The sequence below is a fragment of the Priestia megaterium genome (assembly GCF_023824195.1).
GTDB lineage: Bacteria > Bacillota > Bacilli > Bacillales > Bacillaceae_H > Priestia > Priestia megaterium_D.
In genome coordinates, this window is the sequence record NZ_CP085442.1 from 2,039,403 (window position 1) to 2,060,417 (window position 21,015).

The window sequence follows — 21,015 nt, forward strand, 5'->3', positions numbered from 1 at the left end:
GTACAACTTTCATTTTCTACGTTATTTTTTATCAAAGTTTAAGAAATAATGATGATGTTAATAATTGGTTTTTAATTGAGCAAATATACTTTTTATATTTGTTGTCAATTCGGACATTTTTGTTTTTTGAATAATCTCGATTGGTAATTTTTCTATATATTGATCAATGTTTTTATGCGACCATTGGCATTGAGTCTTTTCAAGTGTGTTTATTTCATCATCGGTTAAAGTCCATGTTTTTTTATAGAACATTGCTTGTTTAGTATCAAAAAAATGCTTAGGTTTGAATTTTTGCTGGAAATTAGCATGGTTGCTATTTCCAAGTCCAGTTAAATTACTTTTATATATATTGAAGTATTTTTCACATAGTTGTTTAGTGCTTTCGAAATCTAACCCTTGAAATAAGTTACATAAAATAGAAGGGTCTATAAAATAAGACTCAATTGCATACTCGTCTAGTATTAACAGGTTTTCTTGGTTATATATATTAGAAAAGCTCGATACGTTCTTCTCTATTCTAGATTGGACCTCTTTTTTTGAGTATCCATCAGAATCTACCATAATCCAAAATTGGTAATTAGAATTATGGATATGGTTCATTGCATTTAAAATTTTTGCATTGGCGTAAAAGTTTAGTGTATCAATACCTCCTACATCAACAATCTTCAGGCTATTTATAAGTGATGAATCAATTATGTCTTTTTGTCCTAACTTATTTATAATTGACTCAACTAAAGTTTTATCATCAGGACCTTCAACAAATAATATTTTTGTATATTGGAATATATCATCTGGTCTTATTCCAAGTTCGTTAATGATAAAGGTAGGGTCACTGTCTATTTTCTGTGTAATGCCTTTGTCTTTTTTTATGCAGACTAGTTCGTGCTGGTTTAGTTGACTAACTACTATAGGTGAATGCGTAGAAATAAAAACTTGGTTAGAAGTGCTTAATTGATTTAAAACGTTTATCATTTTCCTTTGCAAAGAAGGGTGTAAATAAACTTCAGGTTCTTCAATTATTAATATGAATTTTTTGTCAATATTATATTTAACATATGCCTCTAAAATAGCTAAAATCATAAGACTTTGCATGCCTGTTCCACTAGATAATAGGCTGAAGCTGGCATCAGCACTTTGTAATGGTTTAATGTCATGATCAATAATTTTGGTTTCATGAGAATGTACAATTTCCGTTTGTTCTACTTGGACATTAATTGACAATGAAGTGTTACCGATTAAATTCTGGAACCTAGAAGTTAACTCTTCTGATAGAGATTTAACTTTGAGCTCCTCATGCTTTTTTAATGCTTCTTTTATGTTATCTATTTCAAAGGTATGTCCATTTAATTCGATGCTATCTCCATTCTCATCATCAAACAAGAGAGACATTAATTCATTCAAGTTATTATTTTTTTTACTAAAGGTATTATCTGAAGGATTTCTAATTGAGGATATGTACCTGATATCTGGGAGAAAATCTGCAAGAATTCGCGGAGGAATTCTTATGTTGTCAGGTTGAACTGTATACTTAGAATTAAATTTATTATCACTCAATTTAAAAGATAGAGTAATGGTTATTTCTCCATCTAAGTAATTTTCATATGCATGATCCAGATCATATGATGATCCTAAAAGGAGTGAAATGTCTTCAGGATCCACTTGCTGGAAGGTTATAGATATCTCTGGTAATACTTTAGAATCATGCATATGAAGGTCTTTATTTTCTAATTTATTCTTACCAAAAAAAACTAAAATAGCTTCAAAAATAGCTGTTTTTCCATAGTTATTCTTACCTACGATAGCTGATAGTTTATCAGAAGAAAATGTTAGTTCGTAGATGGACTTAAAACGCTTTATTTCAACAGTTTTTATTTTCAAAACAATTCCTCCTTTTTAATTCTTATTTCCTATTATAAAGAAAAGTTAAATAATTAGACAGCAAAATAAGTTAAAGATTGTAAATTAAATATGAAACTTTTCGCATATGTTTCATATTTCAATTATGTTTTAATGTTAATTTGTATGGAACTAAATTACTATATAGGATAATTTGACGATAAAATGTATTCGGAACATATGTTTAGAAATCTTGATAATTAGCCGGAGGTATCTAAAATGGGAAAAAATGTAAAATGTTTTTAATATTTACTATATAAACTTTTCTAAAGTTTATGAAATCTCTATGATGATAAACAATGTGATTTTGTCTACTTTTGCATAAGAAATTCACTAATTTTATATAATATTTTTGGAGAAATGAATATCCTAAAACTTCCATAACTGAATTTTAACAGAATTAATAAGTAAATCATGAATATCTTAATTACTAACAACTATGTCGGTATCAATAGTATTCGATTTATAAAAAGGAGGATTAGGATGATATCAATTATATGCTGTACAAAAAGGCAAAATTTTATGGAAAATGTCTTTCAGAATTATGAAAATCAAGCATGGAAGAGAAAAGAGCTAATTATTATTTTGAATAAAGATCATATGAATATAGAGAAATGGAAAATCCGAGCAGAAACTGTTCCAAATGCATTTGTTTATCAGTTACAAGAAGAAAAGACTTTGGGTGAATGTCTAAATTTCGGAATAGAGAAAGCACGGTATAATTTTATTGCAAAATTCGACGACGATGACTATTATGCAGAAAAGTATCTTAATGACTCCATGGAAGTGTTTAATAGATTAAATGTAGATTTAGTAGGTAAAAGAACAATTTATATGTACTTTGAAAACAAAAAAGTTCTTGCATTACACAAACCAGGTAAAGAAAATCGCTTTGTAACGCAAGGTTTAAAAGGAGCGACATTGATATTTAAAAAAGAAATTAGTGAAAAAATCCTATTTCCAAAATTAAACTTAGGAGAAGACACTATTTTTATAAGGCAATGTGTTAAAAATGGATTCAAGTTATATTCCATGAATAGAAACAATTATGTGTGTTTGAGAACAGAAAAAGATGGTCATCATACGTGGAATATCGATAACAATATTCTTTTAAAAAAATCCTCTATTATATGCGAAACTATTGATTATAAGACATTCATTGAAAGTTGAAATTTTATATGTAATAGGTTTTATAGTTATCTAATGACCTAGATAACTATAAAATCCTATAATAAGAGATAAATAGTAACATAGGCGGAAATGAAGAAGTATATGTGATACAAAGAGCTAGAAGTATCTATGTGGTTATCATATTTTCTATTTGCTCATACATATTTTTAGCTATGTTGCTCCAAGAGTAATGCTTATTAATATATTTTCGTCCATAGAATGAAATCTGTTTTAAATTTCTTTGATTAAAAATGAAATCATTAATTTTATCGGAAAAATTTTCTTTTTCTGCATGAATGTAATGTTTTTTATCAATAAGATTTAATCCTCGAGCACCATAATAAGTAGAAAATAAAGGGATACCAGCAGATAGAAACTCTAAAGTTTTTAAGTTAACACCAGCACCTGTGAACATAGGGTTGATTGCTATATCTACACAAGCAAAAAGTTTTAGTTTTTGCTTGTGTGTAACCCGTCCTAATAATGTAACGTTAGATTTTTTGAAATTTAAAAAATTATTACAACACGCACCTGCAATAATAAATTCTACATCAGGGCATTTATCAGAGAGATGATGAATGATATAGCTAACTGCTTCATTATTAGGAGGGTAGTCTGTCCCTATAAAAAGAGCCATTGGTTTTAACCGGGGTTTCTTTTCGTTATAAATCCATTCATTCGGGGAAACCCCATTTGGAGCTACCTTTACCTTTTTAGGATCTAAATTAAACATAGAAATCAAACTACGTTTTTCCATTTCACAAGTGGTAAATATCAAATTAGAGTACTGTGTCAATTTATACTCTAGCTGATAAATAGCTGGAAGAAACTTTCTTGCCTGTTTATTTTGCCAAATCTGATTCGCTAATCTATATTCGTGATTATGGCTATTATAAATCCTAGGTTTATTATCTAATCCTAAATAACAATCATAGCCTAATAAATATGGAGATTCATGGACAATAATTTCATGGGTCTCATATAACTGATTGAAATATTTTTTATATACTGTAGGCAATTCTGAGAGTTGAGTATTTGTAATTAATGTATCTTCATAAGTAGCTTCAGAAGATTGAGTATCTTTTAAGATATTGTAATAATAGCTGTCAACTTCTACTCTGTATTCTCTAAACGTGGATGAAAAATGAAAAATACCGCCTTTACGTTTATAAGTTTGAGATAAGAGAGTAATATCGTAATAGTAACTAAGTTCATTATAAAGATGAAAGTACCTTATAGTACCTCCACTTATTGGAGGATAAACTGTAGGAAAGTGATTAACTACAAGTATTTTCTTCATTTTTTCTCCTTATATTTTTATAAATTTTACCTTATAAAGTGTTGTAATGACCTTATTCTCTTTCATAAAACAATATATGTAGGATATTTTTATAGTAAATATCTTTAGAAATGTATATTCCTCTTTACGTGTTATATGATTTGCAAAATTTCCATTTTGTTAGAATAATACTTATGCAAATCTTTTAAATTGATGTTTGAAATTTTCCTATTTTCTCTTATTCATAATACATATTCCTTTGAATTTTTGATTAGTTATATCGTTTATAGATTGTGTACAAAGCTTTTTTATTTATAAGGTTATTAAAGCTGTAGTTTGTTACAAAATTTAAAAAATACAACAATATCCCCTATTAGGTTCTGTGGCTGATTAAAACAAAAAAGGGCAATTATATAGATGCTTTCTAAAATGTTTGAAATAAAAATTAAAAAACTAATTTGTATAGAGTAGTAAAAAGAAAAATTACTTATACAGTTTCTTCCCTTTATAAATACATGTTAATTATAAAGCTATTGTTTATTAGTTAGTTGCTATTGTGAATAGAGTTCTTCATTAGAATTCATAAAGCATTAAGTAGCTACGGATATATCTTATTAGCTTGTTCTAATTCTAAGATTTTAAGCATTTAATATAAATAAATAGAAAGATGTCTGAAAAAGTTTGAGTTATATAACAAGTCTAATAAGTGATTTTTGTAAATAAGACAATTAATTAACTTATTCGAGATATAAAGGTTATTGTATGGAAAGGGGTACACAGAATGGCAAAAAAAGCAAAAAAAAAGTCTTATGAAAATACATATAATGGAATGAGTGGTGAGTCAAAAAAAGATAAAAGGCTAGAAAAAAAGGTGAAGATAACGACCGGACCATTTCTTGTACCTTTGGAAGTGGACTCTGAAATACAAGTAGGCAGGGAAAATGATAGAATAATTGTTATTCTTAAAAATCCCAGTTCTAAAAAAAAATTAAAAGCATCGATTACACTTAGTGTATGTTTACAGCCTGAAAGTGAAGATAGTATCTGTGATGAAATTCTTATATTCGAAGACATCCCTGAAATTGAAATTAATTTGGGTACATATGTGGTAAAACCTCATACATGTACAAGAATTGAAAGAAATGTTCCAGGAGAAGTTGAATATGGAACGGACGAAAGGAATGCTATTTATCGTGTTACAGCAAAAGGAAATTTTAATATTTGTAGAAATACTTGTCAACCAATAGGTGGTCTTCTTGAGATGTCTGTAATTGTTGGCAGTATTTTTAACCCTATAGAACCTGGGCTTGAGCAGGCGGATCCAGCTACATTTTTTCGGTATAAAGATTTTTTCTTCATTGAGAGTTAGGGGGAAATTAATGTACAAGTCTTTGAGTAATATTGCATGAAGGACGATATTACTTAAAGACTTGTTATATGAATGTATATTTAGTTGGAAGAAACTTAAAAAATGGAAAAATACACTATAAGAAGAATTAGCCTAAACCAACTTTATAAGGGGATAATCTCTTTCCTAATTAGAAAAGAATGGATAAGGAGATTTATAATTTCATATGGTGGTGTTGAATTTGTTTTCAATAATACATTCTACTATCATAAAAATGGAATACTAGATATATTTAAGAAAAAAATTATAGATTGTTTTCTAATTACTTATAGCTTTCGAACAAATAGCAAATTATCATATATTGTAACAAATTCGTAAGCTTCATTATTACAAAGTTCATTTACAGCCCTAAGAACTCCTGGAAATTGCTCTGAATAATCATGGAAAACGATAAGCCCTCCTTTTACAACTCTTGGCGCATAATACATAATATCATGCTTCACACTAGTATATTCATGGTCACCATCAATAAATAGTGCTGCAATAGATTGAGGACAATCTTCATAAGCATGTGTGCTAAGCTTTTTAATTGGAATAACAAAGTTTTCAAGCCTATGATATTTTATATTCCCCCAAAAAGAATAATAATAGGAGTCATTAAACGGATCAATAGCATAGATTGGGCGTTTTTGTGTGCTCATTATAGAACTTCCAAGAGCTAATGCTATCGTACTTTTCCCTTTATATGAACCAATTTCAACTATATCCCCAGGCAAATGGTCTACCATTGAAGGCAAATGTAAGAGTCCGAATTGTTCATAATTAGATAACCAGCCTTCAGTATATTCTACAATAGCAAGTAGTTCGTATATGCATCTAATAGTTTTCATTGTATAATCGTTCCTTGTTTTAAATTTTATATAGACATGTATTATTTTATGATTGTAGTTAATAATTCGTGTAGTCAAGAGGCCAATCTTTATTAAATTTTCTAATATCTTTATAGCATAGGGATTTTATTATGTATAAAAAGAGCTTTTAAATTAGACTTGTGTTTACATAAAATAGATAAAAAAATAGGACGGTAAGTTTTACAGGTACATTTCCATCATTAATAAAGAAATATTCTTATAAATATCAATAACAATTTGTACCAATAAAAAACTTATTGCCTGAAGTAACTATTATTAGACAATAGAGGTCAGTAACTATATACTTAGAGAGTTATCACACTTGGTATGGCCTATATATAGGTGATACTATTTTTATTATGAAGAAATTTAATATAACGTATAAGATATGCGGGGTAAGTACGGAGATTATGTAGTGAAATATTGTGAAACTGAAAGAGGAAATTTTATTTTATTGGTAAAAATATCAAACCTGTTATTTAAAATAAAATCTATAATAAAACTAATGAAATTTCTAAGACTATATAAAATTACGTAATTTGTTAAATTTGCAATGATACTCCCGTCAATATCTGGTCCCATGAGGAATCACAGCCTTGCCATCTAGTTGAAAGTGTATTAGGAATTTCTACATTACAAACGTTAGGAATTCCCCAATTCTGTTCAATTACCTTTTGGTTTGGTGAAAAGTTAACAACAAGTATCGTATAATTTTTTTTAACAATTCTTTTTAATATAGAATTAAGCTTAATCACCTCATAAGGAAAAGCTTCCATTCTTATGAATAATAACGAATCACAAGAGGTACATTTTTTAAAAAAATTATTGATTCGAATATCTAGTTTATTTTTAAATATTGAATAGTTATGTAGAGGGTCTCTTCCGTCTGAAGTAATAGGGAAATCATGGTAAGATTCGATACTGTAGAGATTATCTTTAACTATATAAGTATCAACATTTGCAGCACCTTCTACTGTTAAGTTGTGGTAAGCCATGAAGTCTTTAAACTTATTCTCTAACAACCGATTAACACTGGTTAGAGAAGATGATAACATCCAATCAATAGGGCCAGAAAAGTTCTTTAGCTTCTTTCTCTCTAACTGATAAGTTATTTGGCAAAAAGATCCTAAACTAATTATTGTATTATAAGAAGATTTAACTGTCTCAAATTTCAAAATGAACCAGCTCCTTTATAAAGCTCCATATAAAAAATTCTAATCTATTTTGATAAAAGCATAGAAAAGTTAGATTATACAGAAAATATAAGATATATTGCTTAAATAACTCTAATCATATTCATTCCTATTCTAAATTGAGGAGATGCTAGACACTTTATTATGAAGAGTACTTAGCTGTCGTTCTATCTTTTTTGCTGTCGCTTTCCAAGAATAAAGATGGTTAACATATTTTTTTCCATTAGCAGCAACCATTTTTAATAATGCTGTATCTCTCGAAACTTCGTTCAAAATTTGTGCGAAGTTTTCTCTTGTAGCATGAAAATAATGTGTTCCTTTAATAAGACGCATTCCCTTTACTCCTACTTCTGTTGATATTAATGGAATGCCAGCAGAAAGAAATTCTAATGTTTTTATCTTAGTTCCTGTACCAAAAAATGCAGGATTAATTGCAATATCTACTTCTGAAAATAATTCTAATTTTTGTTTCTTATCAATTTCACCTAAGAGCGTAACATTTTGATTAAAAACATTAGAACACTCAATACTACACTGACCAGCTATTATAAAATCTACATCTGGACATTTATCTGCTAACTCCGAAACAATAAAATTTACTATATCAATATTGGGCTGGTGCATACTCCCAATAAAAAAGACTTTTGCTTTTGAATCATAAGCTGATTTATTTACCCTTGGTTTCCATTCTTCTGGTAGAATGCCATTTGGTGCAAGCTTTATTTTCATAGGATCAGCATTAAAGGTATTTATAAAATTTGCTTTTTCCTCTTTAGAGGTAGCAAAGACTAGTGTAGCTTCCTGAACTAAAGTTTCTTCTAAATGAGTGACATGCTTAATATATTCTTGCGAGTTTCTCCCAATCCAGACATGCTTTGCAAATTCTGACTCAAGGTTATGACTATTATAAATTCTCGGTTTGTTATCTAATCCAAAAAAAATATCATATTTAAGTAAAAAAGGAGATTCATGAATGAGAATATCGCTTCTTTTATAAAATTGATTATAATATTTAAGAAATAAAGGTGGAGGATTCGTCATCAAAGCGCAACTTAAGGCAGCATGAGTAGAAAACCGAGGTTCTATACCTTCGTTTAATAATTTTTCATCAATTTTATGTTGAATCTCATCTGTAGGGATCCTGAACTCTCGAAATGTGTTAGAGTAGTTGATTATTTCAATTTCCGGAGTATATTTCTGGGATAAAAGTGTGATGTCATAAAATTTACTCAGTTGATTATAAAGGTGAAAATATCTAAGTACGCCACCAGTATTTGGAGGATAAATAGTAGGGAAATGGTTCATTACTAAAACTTTGATCATGAAAAAGCCTCTCCTTTACCACTTTATATTATAGCTTTTTTAGCTTCCTACAGTATGATATTTTCAAAATTTATTTTTATGATAATTAAGATTTTTAATTAGCATTATCCTTGTATTTTATAACATGATTTCTCCATAAAAGCATATGGATAGCTTAGAAAGAAATATTGGTTGTTTAGCCGAAATACCTACTTTTTAGATAAGACATTAGGAAGACATTGTGCATATACCATCTTAACCTAGGCCTAAAAAACCCATTCTACTCTCTATAAAGAGATATTATTATATTAGAAACCAATTAAAGAGGTGATAAATAGATGAATAGTACCCCGGAAACAATTAAACAATTATTTAAGGATATTGTACCTTTGAAGTCTCAAAGAGAAGAAAGCAAAAGTATATCAGAACTGTTGGTGGTTCCTGAGTACAGCAAATGTTTTTTGAAAGGGCTACGTGAAAAATACTCCAAAGTAGAAAAAGAGAGTGTTTCCATAGTTACTTGTACAAATAAGCCTCAGTTTATAAAGAATATATTTCACAATTACCGAAGTCAGATTTATGAAAAAAAGGAGCTTATTATCGTCCTAAATAGAGATGATATAGATATTAACAGATGGATAATAAAGGCGGAAAAGGAAAAGAATATTTTTGTTTACCAACTTCCAGAAGAAGTTTCTTTGGGACAGTGCTATAATTTTGCCGTAGAGAAATCTAATTACGATTTTATTGCAACATTTGATGATGATGATTATTATGCACCAAATTATTTAAATGATTTAATGCAAGCCTTCTTATACACAGATGCAGATATTGTTGGAAAACTTACATATTTCCTATACTTAGAAGAAAAAAATATCTTAGCAATAAGAAATCGCTCACAGGAATATAAATACTTAGATGCAAGCTCGTTTCTAGATGGAGGAAAAAAGATTGTGAAAAGAAAAGTATTTGATTCTGTTCAGTACCGGGATGTCACTCTTTTGGAGGATGTATATTTCTGTCAGGATAGCATTGAGAAAGGTTTTAAAATATTTTCAGCAGATAAATATAATTTAGCTTATCTAAGAAGGGATAACAAGAATAACCATACATGGAAAGAAGAGGATAATAACATATTAAAATGGTGTACAGTTGTGGCACGTACTAATAGATATAAACCAAGCGTAATACTCTAGGAAGCTAGATTATTGAACGAGTATTGAAAATATGATTTAACAAATTATTATGATTGATAATTTTAAAGAAACTTATGACTGATAAAAAAACTTTAAAACTTTAATATGTAACAACTAATAAAAAATTTTACTACTAAATAATATGTTATTACTCTAATGAAAAGAAGAAATGGAGTTGCAACCAACCATACCGGTTTTTAGTTTTTATTTCTATTAATATAATTAAGGGAAATATAGTTACCGATTGGCATCTATAAGCACATATGAATTTTTAAACTAATTTATAAAAATTTTATGAGCTTCAATAATCTAATTAAATGTAAGTAACTTGGGTTAAGTTTATAGAAAATAAAACCCAAGTTGCTTACATATGCTTTTTATTCACTTCTAATAATTTATAATAATTGTAAGCATAAATTATTCTTCAAGTAAGTTGTTAACCATCTTTACATATTGATCTGGTATTTCCATGCCAGTTGTTTTCAGCTTCCAGTCCTCAGTTATATTGTGGTGATAATGAAGGAAGTAAGGATGAAGTTTATTAGCCCAACTTTGATGAGAACCATTTATATGGATATGAAATTCTGCGGGCAATAAATCTCTTTCTATTCCTTTATCTACATAGGCTAAGGAAAGGGCGAATGGTTCAGTAAACCATATATGTTCACCTAATTTAGTCCATTGATCATTAGAGTAAAAGGCCTTACCTACCAAATCACAATAGTGTAACCAAATGTCTCTTAATGGTTTTACATATTTTTTTGGAATAAAGAGAACTGAGCTATTTGCATGAATTTTTCTTTCGTTTTCTGGAATAGGAAGGTTAAAGTAGTCGTAGACATACTCCCATTCACTAAGTGTGAGTGGATCTATTAAAGAATCGCATACACGGATTTCATCAGTAGATATTTCAGAAGAAAAATCTCGGGTAACAGCAATATCGCAATCTAGTGCAACTAAAACATCATAGTCTTCATCGATTTCCAACATTCTAATCTTATTACAGTTCCTTTGGAAATTTTCTCCGTAAGGTTTCATTACATCTACTATAACTCCCATGCTTTTTAATTGTTCAGCTACTAATTCTTCTACATCATCAATAAAAATAGCTGCTAATTTTGCTTTAGCTAAATTCCCTCCAAATTTTTGGATAGTTTTAAATAAAGTGATTGTTCTAAAGTGAAACTCTTCAGTATTTTCCGCAACACAAGCAATTAATAATTTTGTCACTGTTTCCCCTCCTAAACTATAAAAACTCAATACCATAGTATGAGTGAGAGTTTAAAAGAAGAACTGTATTAATGACAGTTGACTAGTTTGTTTTTATTTATATTAGCTTGAAATTTAGAATTATAGACAACTGATAAAACTACATCAATAACAATATATAAGCTAGTTTTAAAGTATATTATTTACTTCCTTTATATACTTGTCAGGCACTGACATACCGGTTGTTTTTAACTTCCAATCATCTGTTATATTATGGTGATAACTAAGGATATATGGATGAAGTTGATCTGCCCAACTCGAATAGGAGCCATTAATATGAATATTAAATTCTGCAGGTAACAGGTTCACTTTTATATTTTGATTTGCAAGAGCTAATGAGAGAGCAAATTGATCAGTATAATACTTGTATTGTCCAAATTTTTTCCAATAATCATTAGAGAAAAAGGAGTCATTAACTAAGTAAGAATAGTATAACCAAATATCTTTTAAATCTTTCACATAATTTTTAGGAATGAAAAGAACTGCACTGTTTGCATGGATTTCATTTTCGTTCAGGGGCATTGTAAGATTAAAGTACCTATACAGATATTCCCATTCGTGAATTTCTAGTGGATCTAGCAACGAGTCGCAGCGACGTATACTGTTGGTTGATATTTCAGAAGAAAAGTCTCTAGTAATGGCAGTGTCACAATCTAGTGCAATTAAAACATCATAGTCTTCATCAATTTCTAGCATTCTAATTTTGTTGCAATGTCGCTGTAGCTTTTTATGGTAAGGCTTCACAATGCGTACGGAAACACCCATACTTTTTAACTGATTGTAAATTTTCCTATCGATATTATTAACGAAATTTGCGAGTAGTTTTGCTTTAGCTAAATTCCCTCCAAATTCTTGTAAAGTTTTAAATAGGGTAATCACTCTAAAATGAAATTCTGGATTATTTTCTGCAACGCAAGTAATTAATAGCTTAGTCATCTCTTTCTCTCCCAAAATAAAAAAACTAAGGAATACGAGGTATTTGGATTTTTATTGCAAAAAAGCCATTCTGAAGTATTTATCGTAAATTAATGTAAATGAATTGAAGAATATTTAACCTTATTTTGTTTTCTTAGTTTATTTTAATTATCTTATATAATAATGTATGTGAGAATTTGAAAGAGGCATTATGTCCAAAATAAATTAGGCCAATATTTTAAATAGTCATTTGGAAAGCTGACTAGTTAGACATGAGAGCTGAGTGATTATATTTTTGCACAAAATGTTTTCACCTAAACTTAATCTATTTAGATTTTAATTATGACTCCTTATTAAAGTATACAATGACTATTTATTTCTGCGCTTATGCAAAAGAATGAATTATTTCAAACTTAATGAAACTGCAGGTATTTTATTCATGGAAAAGGTGCACACCAATTTTAACTTCAATAAGCTCTAAATCTGTAATAGCTTTTATACTATAAGCTACCCCCAAAGGAATTTGTAATATGTCACCTGTTTTTACTTTTTTAATTTTATTATTAAGTGTAAACAATCCTGTTCCACAAATAATTGTCCATACTAATTGAAGGTGAAAATGCTTTTGGTAGCTGAGGGTCTTGTCACTTAGCACACCGATGCGTTTAGTGAGAACTTCATGATTATTATTAGAATTATCATAATCTAATACACGATACCATCCCCAGGTTCGTTCTTCATACATAGGACGTTGCTCAAACTGATTTACAATTTCTTTAATTCGTGGACTTGCCTCTTTATCTGATACAAGAATACCATCAGGACTTACTGCCACTACAAGATTTGACAGTCCTAATACTGATACAGGGATATCCAATTCATTAATAACATGTACATTTTCACAATCCGAACTAATAGTTCCCTTTCCAAATAAAGGTGTAGTCATTTCTTCTGTAAGAGTATTCCATGTGCCAAGATCTTTCCATTGTCCCTTATACGGTATCACTACAATATTGTTCGTTTTTTCAACTACTTCATAATCAAAACTGTTCTTTGGTAAACTATCGTATTTTTTTATTATTTCTTCATAGTTTAATAGCCATCCTTTTTCTTCTAAATGATTTAGCATAAATTTAAGTTTGAAAGCAAATATACCACTATTCCATAACGCACCTTCTTTAAGTAGTACTTTAGCCTGTTCCTGGTTTGGCTTTTCTGCGAAATAGTTGACAGCTTGATAACTTCTGTGAATGCTAGGTGGTTGAGAAGTATTAGGTACGATATAGCCATACTTTTCAGAGGGAAATGTAGGCTTACTACCAAGTAACGCAAGGTCAGCGTTTGAATGTAGAACAGCTTCTTCTAAATGATTCACATGGTAAAAAAAATCATTTTCAACATATGAATCAACAGGTAAAATCACAACTACCTCATCGGGAGGAACTTTTTTGACACAATATAAGTATATACATGCTAACACTATGGCAGGATAGGTATCGCGTCGGCTTGGTTCAATTATTAACGGTATATCAGAACTTAGCTGGCTACCTATCAGCTCAACTTGTGCCTTACTTGTAGATATAATGGCATGTTTAGTAAGTTTAGCTTTTTGAAGTTGCTGCCAGGTACGTTGAATCATAGATATTTTATGTGTGGAAGAGTAGTCACTATCCAATAATTTTAAAAATTGTTTTGAACGTGAATCGTTTGACAAAGGCCATAAACGCTTTCCTGATCCCCCAGATAACAGAATAAGATGCATAGCTTTCAATCCCCCTACCTTTAAAAGAACCTTAAATATTTATATTAATTCTGTGGGGTTATTAATGCATAGTTGAATAATTTAAATATATGGTGAAAATAAATAAGAAAGAAGAGCAAAATTTTAAAATTTTTATGTACAAAGTTTAATAAGTTAATTTTGAAGGGGGTGTGTACATTTTTTAACTGTAGAAATAGGGAACAACATATCTTTTATTAGTGTTGTAGAAGTATAGGAAAGGATGGTTTAACGGTATTTATAAAAACTAAGAAATTATCACAGAAAAAATAATATATCGATTTGAAGTATATAAAAAAGTTCTTAGAATTATGTGTTTCTTATGAATTATGAGGACGTAAATCTAAAAACATCAAATCCATGCCTTGTAGGTACAATGATTTGATAGTTTTACACAAATATATAAGTCATTATAGAATATATCTATTCTACATTATTAGTAAAAGGAGATAACCTTATGTCTTTTATTTATGAAAACACACCGGAGTTGAATAGTGCATCAGTGTTGCCAGAGGAATTTAAGTTAATTGTAGAACTTTTTGAAAGGGACTCGAATGGAACTTTAGATACTGTGTATATAGAAAGTGATAAGTTATTTTTGGCTGGGGGCAGTGATTAAAGAAATCATTTAATGCTGCGAATTGGATGTAGTTCACCTGATAAACTTACAGTTGCGAGGGTACAATTTATACATAGAAGACATAGTAACTTTTCAAGGCTTATTGACTTATTGATGAAACTAGGAAAACAAAAAGGTTTGAAAATTCTAGAAATAGAGGGAGTTCACACTCCCGAAATGGATAATTATGTTAGAAGGCATAACTTTAAGCAGAAAGAAAATCAACTATTTTCCAACTTGGAATTTACGAATTCTTATAATTATAATTAGTTTAAAGAACTATAAATAAGATTAGAAATAAAACAAACAGTCTAATTTGCTAAAGAATGAATTAAGCTGTTTATTTTCTAGCTTTTTCTTGTTTGCTTTATAAAATAGAAGGAGGAACTCTTTTAGAGAAATAACTTTTCAACTTAAGCCAAACAAATTAATAGGGAGATATCAGTTTATGGTCAGGCTATTATTGATAAATAAAAAGAAGGTAGTTGAAGGTTTGTTAACTAGAAAAGTTACAAATATTTACTTAAATTGAGTAAAGTCAACATCTATCTTTTAAGACATGTATTTTAAGAATGAGTTCTTTATATTTAAAAAATTCTTAGATGATACTCTTGATTTCAAGAACACTATGCGATTATTCCAACGGAACAAGTGAAGGACCCTAGCAAACTGTCAGGAGACGAACAGAAAATTTACGATTTAGTCGTAAGGCGGCTAATTGCGGCGCACTATGAAAAAGCGATTTTCGACTATACAACGATTACGACACTCGTGGAAAAACGAGCAGCCTTTATTTCAAAAGGAAAGCAGCAAATCCAAGAAGGTTGGCGCAAAGTAATTTTTCAAAATGAGAAAGATGATGACGTTATTCTTCCGAATGTCCAAGAAGGGGAAGAAGGAAAAGTTATTAAAGTAGACGTAAAAGAAGGTAAAACACAGCCGCCAAAACGCTACACGGAAGGTCAGTTGATTACACTGATGAAGACAGCAGGCAAGCATTTGGATAATGATGAGCTGGAGAAAATTTTAGCAAAGTCAGAAGGCTTAGGGACGGAAGCAACGCGCGCTGGAATCATTACAATGCTTAAAGATCGTAAATATATTGATGTGAAGAAAAACCAAGTGTTTGCGACCGATAAAGGAAAGGTATTGATTGACGCGATTGGAGATAAAATTTTAGCTTCACCAGAAATGACGGCTAAGTGGGAGCAGCGTCTAGCTGAAATTGGTGAAGGAACAGCATCAGCCGCTGCCTTTATGGAACAAACAAAGAAGCTGTCAGCTAAAATTATCGAAGATGCTGTCGAAGCAGAAAGTCAGTGGAACTTCAGCGGATACGACACTGAATCCATTCAGCGAAAAGGCAAGGGCAAAGGTAAAGGTTTTTCTTCTAAATCGTTTGGTTCGTGTAAGCTTTGCGACGGAAAAGTAGTCGATAAAGGCTCATTTTACGGATGCTCAAACTACGCAAAAACAAAATGCACGTTTACCGTATCGAAAAAGATTTTAGGTAAAACAGTCACCCAAGCTAATTTAAAAAAGCTGTTAAGCGAAGGACAGACGGATTTGATTGAAGGCTTTAAAAAAGGCGATAAAACCTTTAATGCCAAGTTAGAATGGAAAGAAAGCAAAGTGCAGTTTTTGTTTGAAAAATAGAGGAATAAAGAGAGGTTATGACAAAAGCCAGTCAATCAAAAAAAGGTTCCCCACACCAAAGTTGGTTGAGGGGAATCTTTTTCATATTTTAGGCTAGTTATGTTCTAGTCTCTTTCTTTGTATACGATGAATTATGTGGAAAATAGAAAAAAATGCTAATGAACAAAAAGAGGAGATTTTACAATGACTATAAACGATCCAATTTTTGGTGAGCTTGAGTATGAATATGGTTGGGTTAAGGACATCACTATTTGTCTTTTTGGAAAAGAAACTCAAATAACTTTGATGATAGATGGTGAAGAAGATGGCAATTTTGATAAAAATCAGTATGCAGCATATCAATCATTCATAAAAAATTGGGATAACTTACAGAGAAGTCTCTTGCAATCAATAGTAGACTATTACAAACAGAAGCAACGTGAACTAGGCTATGATAGTGGATTAAATGAAAGTTATCCCCTAGTTGAAACAACTAATCAAATACTAGACATGATAACTTTAGATGGAATTGTTGTTCCATATGCGGATATTTTTGAAGGGCGAGATATTAGAATGACATTTAATTGTACATGGGATATAGAAAATGGATTAGGCATTCGTCTACTAAATGAAAAAGTAGTGGAAATAGGCTACCAGGATGTTGCGATTTAAGTAGAACTATTCGCTAGGAGGTAATGAGGAATGGATAGTAACTCAGTTGCAAAAGAAATTCGTTCGGCCATAAAAAAAGGCGATATTGAAAAGGTAGTTCAATTAATCGGATCTAATCCTGAACGTTTAAATATGATGACTCCTTTCGGAACGTGGCTTCATGTTGCAGCTTCTAGAGGGGTGTTAGATATTGTTAAGAAACTAATAGAACTCGGTGCAAATGTTAATATACTTGGAGGAGTGTATGGTGGTGGAGCATTGAACGAAGCTGCTTCTGCAGGTCATATTGATATAGTCAGGTATTTGTTATCTTGTGGAGCTGATATGGATGTAAGCGATCCAGAAAGAAATCCATTGTTTGGTGCAATTAGTAATGGTCATGCTAATATTGCAGAACTATTAATTGAAAGTGGTATAGATACAAATGTTACATATAGTGGTGAATCTATGAGAGAGGTAGACGCATTAACTTTTGCAAAGGAACAAGGACAAAAAGCAATTGTTAAGTTGGTAGAAAGTCAGGGAAGGATCTCTACGGGTGTAACTACAACAAACCATAATGATCAGGACCATCATGCTGAGATTTTAAATCATATTACGAAACACTTCGGTCCTATTGAAAATACTATAAGTGAAACTGTTCCAGGTAGTAGAGTATCAGTTACTATTCACATAATCCCTCCGTCAATGAATAAGGATTTTGTCATGCTTGTAACTACCGGTATGAGTGATGAACCTATGGGATATTCAAATGATGAAAGAACATTTAAGTATGCAGAGTTGTTACTAAAATTACCTTCAAGTTGGATAGTCGAAAAAGATAATATGAAAGATCAAAATCATTATTGGCCCTTTGGGTGGTTAAGGAAAGTGGCTCATATTCCACACCTTTATGATGGGTGGTTTGAGGAGGGAGTTATTCTTCCAAATGGAGAACCTCCTCAGCCATTTGCATCAAATACAAAGTTATCATGCGTAATGATCTGTCGTCCTCAAGAGTCCGGACTGGCTAACGTTCATACTAGAGATGAAGACATAAATATGTATACACTTGTTCCTATCTATGAAGAAGAAAGAAATCTTGCATTGGAAAAAGGGTATGAGTATCTGCTGGAAAGGATGAGTGAGAAAGGAATCTCAGATGTTTTGGACATCTATCGGATAAATGTAGGTGATGAATAGTATGAAGTGGTTGTTTGCTGATGAATCCGTCAATGAGCAGATGTTTTTGATACTAAAGAGGAAGAATAAAAAAGCCAATTTATTTATGAGGTGAGTTTAATTGGAAATTAAATTTGAGTATTCTTACAGAGATATTACTGAACAGGATATTAAAAATTTTGAAGTTAAATATAACGTTCAGTTACCTGAAAGCTATAAAAATTTTTTATTATCACATAATGGAGGCAAGACTGATAGAAGAAGATTTACGACTTCTGATGAAAATAAAGAGGGAACTGTTACATCGTCGATTATGCTATTTTTCCCTTTATCTTCAGAAATAGAAAACAACCTTGAAAGTATGTATTCTTTTTATAATACAGGAGGTATAGTGCCGAGCAACTTCCTTCCTATAGGTATAGACCCGGGAGACAGTTTAATCTGTTTGGCAATAAAAGGTAATGACTTCGGGTATGTCTATTATTGTGATTTAGACTATTTTGAAGAGGATAATGAATTAAAAGAAGAGTTTATTAGAGTCATCTCAAAGGATTTTCAAGACTTTGTCAACGAATTATCTTTTCCTAAAATATGAATTAAACGAACCCAAATAGCTTTTTACAATTATCCGTATGGAAAGAAAACAAAGTGCAGTTTTTATTTGAAAAATAGAGGAATAAAAAGCGTTTGCTAAAGAGCAAGCGCTTTTTGTATATAAAAACAGGAGTTTTCCAGATTTTCTAGAATTTCTTACATAGTTTATTTATGTAAAGGATGAGATTGATGAAACGAACGAGTAAAGGGATGATTCCGTTTTGGGATTATATTGGCATTGAAGAAACGCTGCTTGAAAAAGGGTATGCAGAGTTGAAAATTACGATTCAACCGCAGCTTCTGCAAGGAAGAGGAACGGTTCATGGAGGCGTTATTGCCACGCTTATCGACGCGGCGGTTGGTTCGGCTGTGCGGTCTTCTCTTTCTGAGGAGGAAAGCGCCAGTACAGTTGAGTTAAAAGTAAATTACACAAGGCCGGGTATAGGTGATTATTTAGTTGCAAAGTCTACACTGTCTCACCGCGGCAAAACGCTTGCAGTTGGAGAAGTGAAAATTGAAGATAGCAGCGGTAAACTTGTTGCGCTTGGCAGTGCAACATATATGATTTTTTCAGTAGAAAAAGCTTAGGGTTCTAAGCTTTTTCTGCTTAATGCAGCTGTTGCCTAATGAATGAAATAATCGTTTCATAGTAAGCTTTGGGATGAGGAGCAAATTCACTTTTATGTGCTGTACGGTGAATTGGCTCTTTTTTATTTGTTATCCCTTCAATGATCAGTTCTGTTTGATTTCCAAGCCACAGTTCGCAAAAGTGAGAAAAAGGCGCTTTTACAAGTCCTGATACTTCTTCTTGCTGCAACGTAAAAGCAGTGAGCGGATGAGAGCTGTGGTATAAAAATACGTGTGCAAATTCTTTATCAACATAGTGCGGCTGAGATACTTCGTATTTAAAGACATCTAAAGGAAGCAGTTCATCAAATGAAATGTTTACACCAAGTTCCTCGTGAATTTCTCTTATTCCGTCCACAGCGGTTTCTGTATGAAGCAAATGTCCGGCAGCTGTGATATCAAGCGCACCGGGATAATCTTGTTTTTGCTCGCTGCGAATTTGGAAATAAATATAGTCTATATCATTTTCGCGGCTGACAAACCAGCAGTGAAACGCTTCGTGCCAATAGCCTTTTTCGTGAACTTCTTTTCGAGACGCTGTTCCTATACGCTCCTGTTGGTGGTTAAATACTGTTAACATTTCATCGTTCATGATAAGCCCCCCATTTGTTTCCGACTTCTTTCTACTCTAACCTGTCGTGAAGGGTATGTAAATAATGGAAGACGAAAAAACGGGTTCATATATAAAAATAAGTACAAAATAAAGGATACATCAATTTTAGTAAAGAAGGTGCATGCATTGAATCATTGGATGGAAGTGGTGCTTCGTTCAGTGCTGATTTTACTGGGCTTGTTTTTTATTACAAAGCTGTTAGGGAAAAAACAGTTATCCAAACTTTCTTTTTTTGAATATATCGTTGGCATTACGATTGGAGATATTGCCGGAACGATTTCAATGGATGTAGATTTACAGGCAAGTCATGGTGTAGTCGCGATTTTAGTGTGGGCCTCGTTTCTTATTATTGTCTCAAACGTATCGTTAAAAAGCATAAGTTTCCGAAAAGCAGTGGAAGGGACAACAACGATCCTTATTAAAGAAGGAAAAATCCTTGAGGAAAATGTAAAAAAAGAAAAATATACAGTAGACGAGCTCATGGAACAGCTTCGGAAAAAAGACATCTTTTATGTGGAAGACGTCGCTTTTGCTATGCTTGAAACAAACGGTGAATTAAGCGTGCTGTTAAAAAAAGAAAAGCAGAACGTTACGCGGGAGGATTTATCGTTGAAAGGAGAACACACAAGATTACCTCAAACAGTTATCATGGATGGAAATATAATGAAAGAAGCGGTTCATGAGCTGGGGTATAGCGTAGCGTGGATTAAAGAACAGCTCAAAAAGAAAGGTGCTGCAGTCGACAAAGTATTTTTAGGGCAAGCAGACTCAGCGGGTCATCTGTATCTTGATTATTATGAAGACAAAAAGAAAACAGAAAGCAAGTAACACTTGC

18 protein-coding genes and 1 pseudogene are annotated in these 21,015 nt (G+C 31.3%); 10 read left to right on the forward strand and 9 right to left on the reverse strand.

The features are described from left to right. Positions 1-57: 57 nt before the first annotated feature. Entirely contained in the window at positions 58-1,878 is a 1,821-nt protein-coding gene (locus tag LIS78_RS10260; RefSeq protein WP_252285116.1) for an ATP-dependent nuclease, read from the reverse strand. Between the two features lie 501 nt (positions 1,879-2,379). Here LIS78_RS10260 and LIS78_RS10265 point away from each other — a divergent pair. Next, positions 2,380-3,066, forward strand: a complete 687-nt coding sequence (locus tag LIS78_RS10265; RefSeq protein ID WP_252285118.1) for a glycosyltransferase family 2 protein — start codon at positions 2,380-2,382, stop codon at positions 3,064-3,066. Positions 3,067-3,193: 127 nt separating this feature from the next. On the opposite strand, the gene LIS78_RS10270 is transcribed toward LIS78_RS10265, so the two are convergent. Further along, positions 3,194-4,366 (reverse strand): glycosyltransferase family 4 protein, encoded by a 1,173-nt coding sequence (locus tag LIS78_RS10270; protein WP_252285120.1) that lies wholly within the window; start codon positions 4,364-4,366, stop codon positions 3,194-3,196. A gap of 760 nt (positions 4,367-5,126) precedes the next feature. Between LIS78_RS10270 and LIS78_RS10275 the strand changes: the two genes are divergently transcribed. Then, a complete protein-coding gene (locus LIS78_RS10275; RefSeq protein ID WP_252285121.1) occupies positions 5,127-5,714 on the forward strand; it encodes a hypothetical protein in 588 nt (195 codons plus the stop codon). 305 nt (positions 5,715-6,019) lie between these two features. On the opposite strand, the gene LIS78_RS10280 is transcribed toward LIS78_RS10275, so the two are convergent. From LIS78_RS10280 to LIS78_RS10290, 3 genes are all read right to left on the reverse strand, one after another. Further along, positions 6,020-6,583, reverse strand: coding sequence for a class I SAM-dependent methyltransferase (locus tag LIS78_RS10280; protein ID WP_252285122.1), 564 nt, complete (start codon positions 6,581-6,583; stop codon positions 6,020-6,022). 563 nt (positions 6,584-7,146) lie between these two features. Next, complete coding sequence (locus LIS78_RS10285) at positions 7,147-7,779, reverse strand: DUF1796 family putative cysteine peptidase (RefSeq protein WP_252285123.1); 633 nt, start codon at positions 7,777-7,779, stop codon at positions 7,147-7,149. 132 nt (positions 7,780-7,911) lie between these two features. Beyond that, positions 7,912-9,120, reverse strand: a complete 1,209-nt coding sequence (locus LIS78_RS10290; protein WP_252285124.1) for a glycosyltransferase family 4 protein — start codon at positions 9,118-9,120, stop codon at positions 7,912-7,914. Between the two features lie 317 nt (positions 9,121-9,437). Here LIS78_RS10290 and LIS78_RS10295 point away from each other — a divergent pair, with 317 nt between their 5' ends. Further along, entirely contained in the window at positions 9,438-10,295 is an 858-nt protein-coding gene (locus LIS78_RS10295) for a glycosyltransferase family 2 protein (RefSeq protein WP_252285125.1), read from the forward strand. Between the two features lie 417 nt (positions 10,296-10,712). Here LIS78_RS10295 and LIS78_RS10300 read toward each other — a convergent pair whose 3' ends face one another. The 3 genes from LIS78_RS10300 to LIS78_RS10310 all read right to left on the reverse strand — a co-directional run bounded on the left by LIS78_RS10300 (position 10,713) and on the right by LIS78_RS10310 (position 14,241). Further along, the gene (locus LIS78_RS10300) at positions 10,713-11,525 is read right to left on the reverse strand and encodes a hypothetical protein (RefSeq protein WP_252285126.1); all 813 of its coding nucleotides are present in this window, start codon (positions 11,523-11,525) and stop codon (positions 10,713-10,715) included. 168 nt (positions 11,526-11,693) lie between these two features. Continuing rightward, positions 11,694-12,500, reverse strand: a complete 807-nt coding sequence (locus LIS78_RS10305) for a hypothetical protein (protein WP_252285127.1) — start codon at positions 12,498-12,500, stop codon at positions 11,694-11,696. Positions 12,501-12,912: 412 nt separating this feature from the next. Continuing rightward, positions 12,913-14,241, reverse strand: a complete 1,329-nt coding sequence (locus LIS78_RS10310; RefSeq protein ID WP_252285128.1) for a sugar phosphate nucleotidyltransferase — start codon at positions 14,239-14,241, stop codon at positions 12,913-12,915. 475 nt (positions 14,242-14,716) lie between these two features. Here LIS78_RS10310 and LIS78_RS10315 point away from each other — a divergent pair, with 475 nt between their 5' ends. The 6 genes and pseudogenes from LIS78_RS10315 (at position 14,717) to LIS78_RS10340 (ending at position 19,528) form a co-directional block, all read left to right on the forward strand. Continuing rightward, the gene (locus LIS78_RS10315; protein ID WP_252285129.1) at positions 14,717-14,878 is read left to right on the forward strand and encodes a hypothetical protein; all 162 of its coding nucleotides are present in this window, start codon (positions 14,717-14,719) and stop codon (positions 14,876-14,878) included. Between the two features lie 621 nt (positions 14,879-15,499). Next, positions 15,500-16,534 (forward strand): annotated as a pseudogene (locus LIS78_RS10320) (type IA DNA topoisomerase); the annotation flags it as partial. Positions 16,535-16,717: 183 nt separating this feature from the next. Then, the gene (locus LIS78_RS10325) at positions 16,718-17,185 is read left to right on the forward strand and encodes a DUF6985 domain-containing protein (RefSeq protein ID WP_195780330.1); all 468 of its coding nucleotides are present in this window, start codon (positions 16,718-16,720) and stop codon (positions 17,183-17,185) included. Between the two features lie 30 nt (positions 17,186-17,215). Continuing rightward, the gene (locus LIS78_RS10330; protein ID WP_209151535.1) at positions 17,216-18,367 is read left to right on the forward strand and encodes a suppressor of fused domain protein; all 1,152 of its coding nucleotides are present in this window, start codon (positions 17,216-17,218) and stop codon (positions 18,365-18,367) included. 100 nt (positions 18,368-18,467) lie between these two features. Further along, the gene (locus LIS78_RS10335) at positions 18,468-18,941 is read left to right on the forward strand and encodes an SMI1/KNR4 family protein (protein ID WP_252285130.1); all 474 of its coding nucleotides are present in this window, start codon (positions 18,468-18,470) and stop codon (positions 18,939-18,941) included. A 188-nt stretch (positions 18,942-19,129) separates the two neighbouring features. Further along, entirely contained in the window at positions 19,130-19,528 is a 399-nt protein-coding gene (locus LIS78_RS10340) for a PaaI family thioesterase (protein ID WP_053487201.1), read from the forward strand. 19 nt (positions 19,529-19,547) lie between these two features. Here the strand turns inward: LIS78_RS10340 and LIS78_RS10345 are convergent, their stop codons facing one another. Beyond that, positions 19,548-20,162 (reverse strand): NUDIX hydrolase, encoded by a 615-nt coding sequence (locus LIS78_RS10345; protein ID WP_209151731.1) that lies wholly within the window; start codon positions 20,160-20,162, stop codon positions 19,548-19,550. Positions 20,163-20,297: 135 nt separating this feature from the next. On the opposite strand from LIS78_RS10345, the gene LIS78_RS10350 reads away from it, so the two are divergent. Further along, the gene (locus tag LIS78_RS10350) at positions 20,298-21,008 is read left to right on the forward strand and encodes a DUF421 domain-containing protein (protein ID WP_229754443.1); all 711 of its coding nucleotides are present in this window, start codon (positions 20,298-20,300) and stop codon (positions 21,006-21,008) included. Positions 21,009-21,015: the final 7 nt, after the last annotated feature.

Bases quoted from the DNA above. Each gene is read 5' to 3' on its own strand.
- LIS78_RS10265 (WP_252285118.1), top strand. From the start codon at position 2,380: ATGATATCAATTATATGCTGTACAAAAAGGCAAAATTTTATGGAAAAT.
- LIS78_RS10270 (WP_252285120.1), bottom strand. From the start codon at position 4,366: ATGAAGAAAATACTTGTAGTTAATCACTTTCCTACAGTTTATCCTCCA.
- LIS78_RS10275 (WP_252285121.1), top strand. From the start codon at position 5,127: ATGGCAAAAAAAGCAAAAAAAAAGTCTTATGAAAATACATATAATGGA.
- LIS78_RS10280 (WP_252285122.1), bottom strand. From the start codon at position 6,583: ATGAAAACTATTAGATGCATATACGAACTACTTGCTATTGTAGAATAT.
- LIS78_RS10290 (WP_252285124.1), bottom strand. From the start codon at position 9,120: ATGATCAAAGTTTTAGTAATGAACCATTTCCCTACTATTTATCCTCCA.
- LIS78_RS10295 (WP_252285125.1), top strand. From the start codon at position 9,438: ATGAATAGTACCCCGGAAACAATTAAACAATTATTTAAGGATATTGTA.
- LIS78_RS10305 (WP_252285127.1), bottom strand. From the start codon at position 12,500: ATGACTAAGCTATTAATTACTTGCGTTGCAGAAAATAATCCAGAATTT.
- LIS78_RS10310 (WP_252285128.1), bottom strand. From the start codon at position 14,241: ATGCATCTTATTCTGTTATCTGGGGGATCAGGAAAGCGTTTATGGCCT.
- LIS78_RS10315 (WP_252285129.1), top strand. From the start codon at position 14,717: ATGTCTTTTATTTATGAAAACACACCGGAGTTGAATAGTGCATCAGTG.
- LIS78_RS10325 (WP_195780330.1), top strand. From the start codon at position 16,718: ATGACTATAAACGATCCAATTTTTGGTGAGCTTGAGTATGAATATGGT.
- LIS78_RS10330 (WP_209151535.1), top strand. From the start codon at position 17,216: ATGGATAGTAACTCAGTTGCAAAAGAAATTCGTTCGGCCATAAAAAAA.
- LIS78_RS10340 (WP_053487201.1), top strand. From the start codon at position 19,130: ATGAAACGAACGAGTAAAGGGATGATTCCGTTTTGGGATTATATTGGC.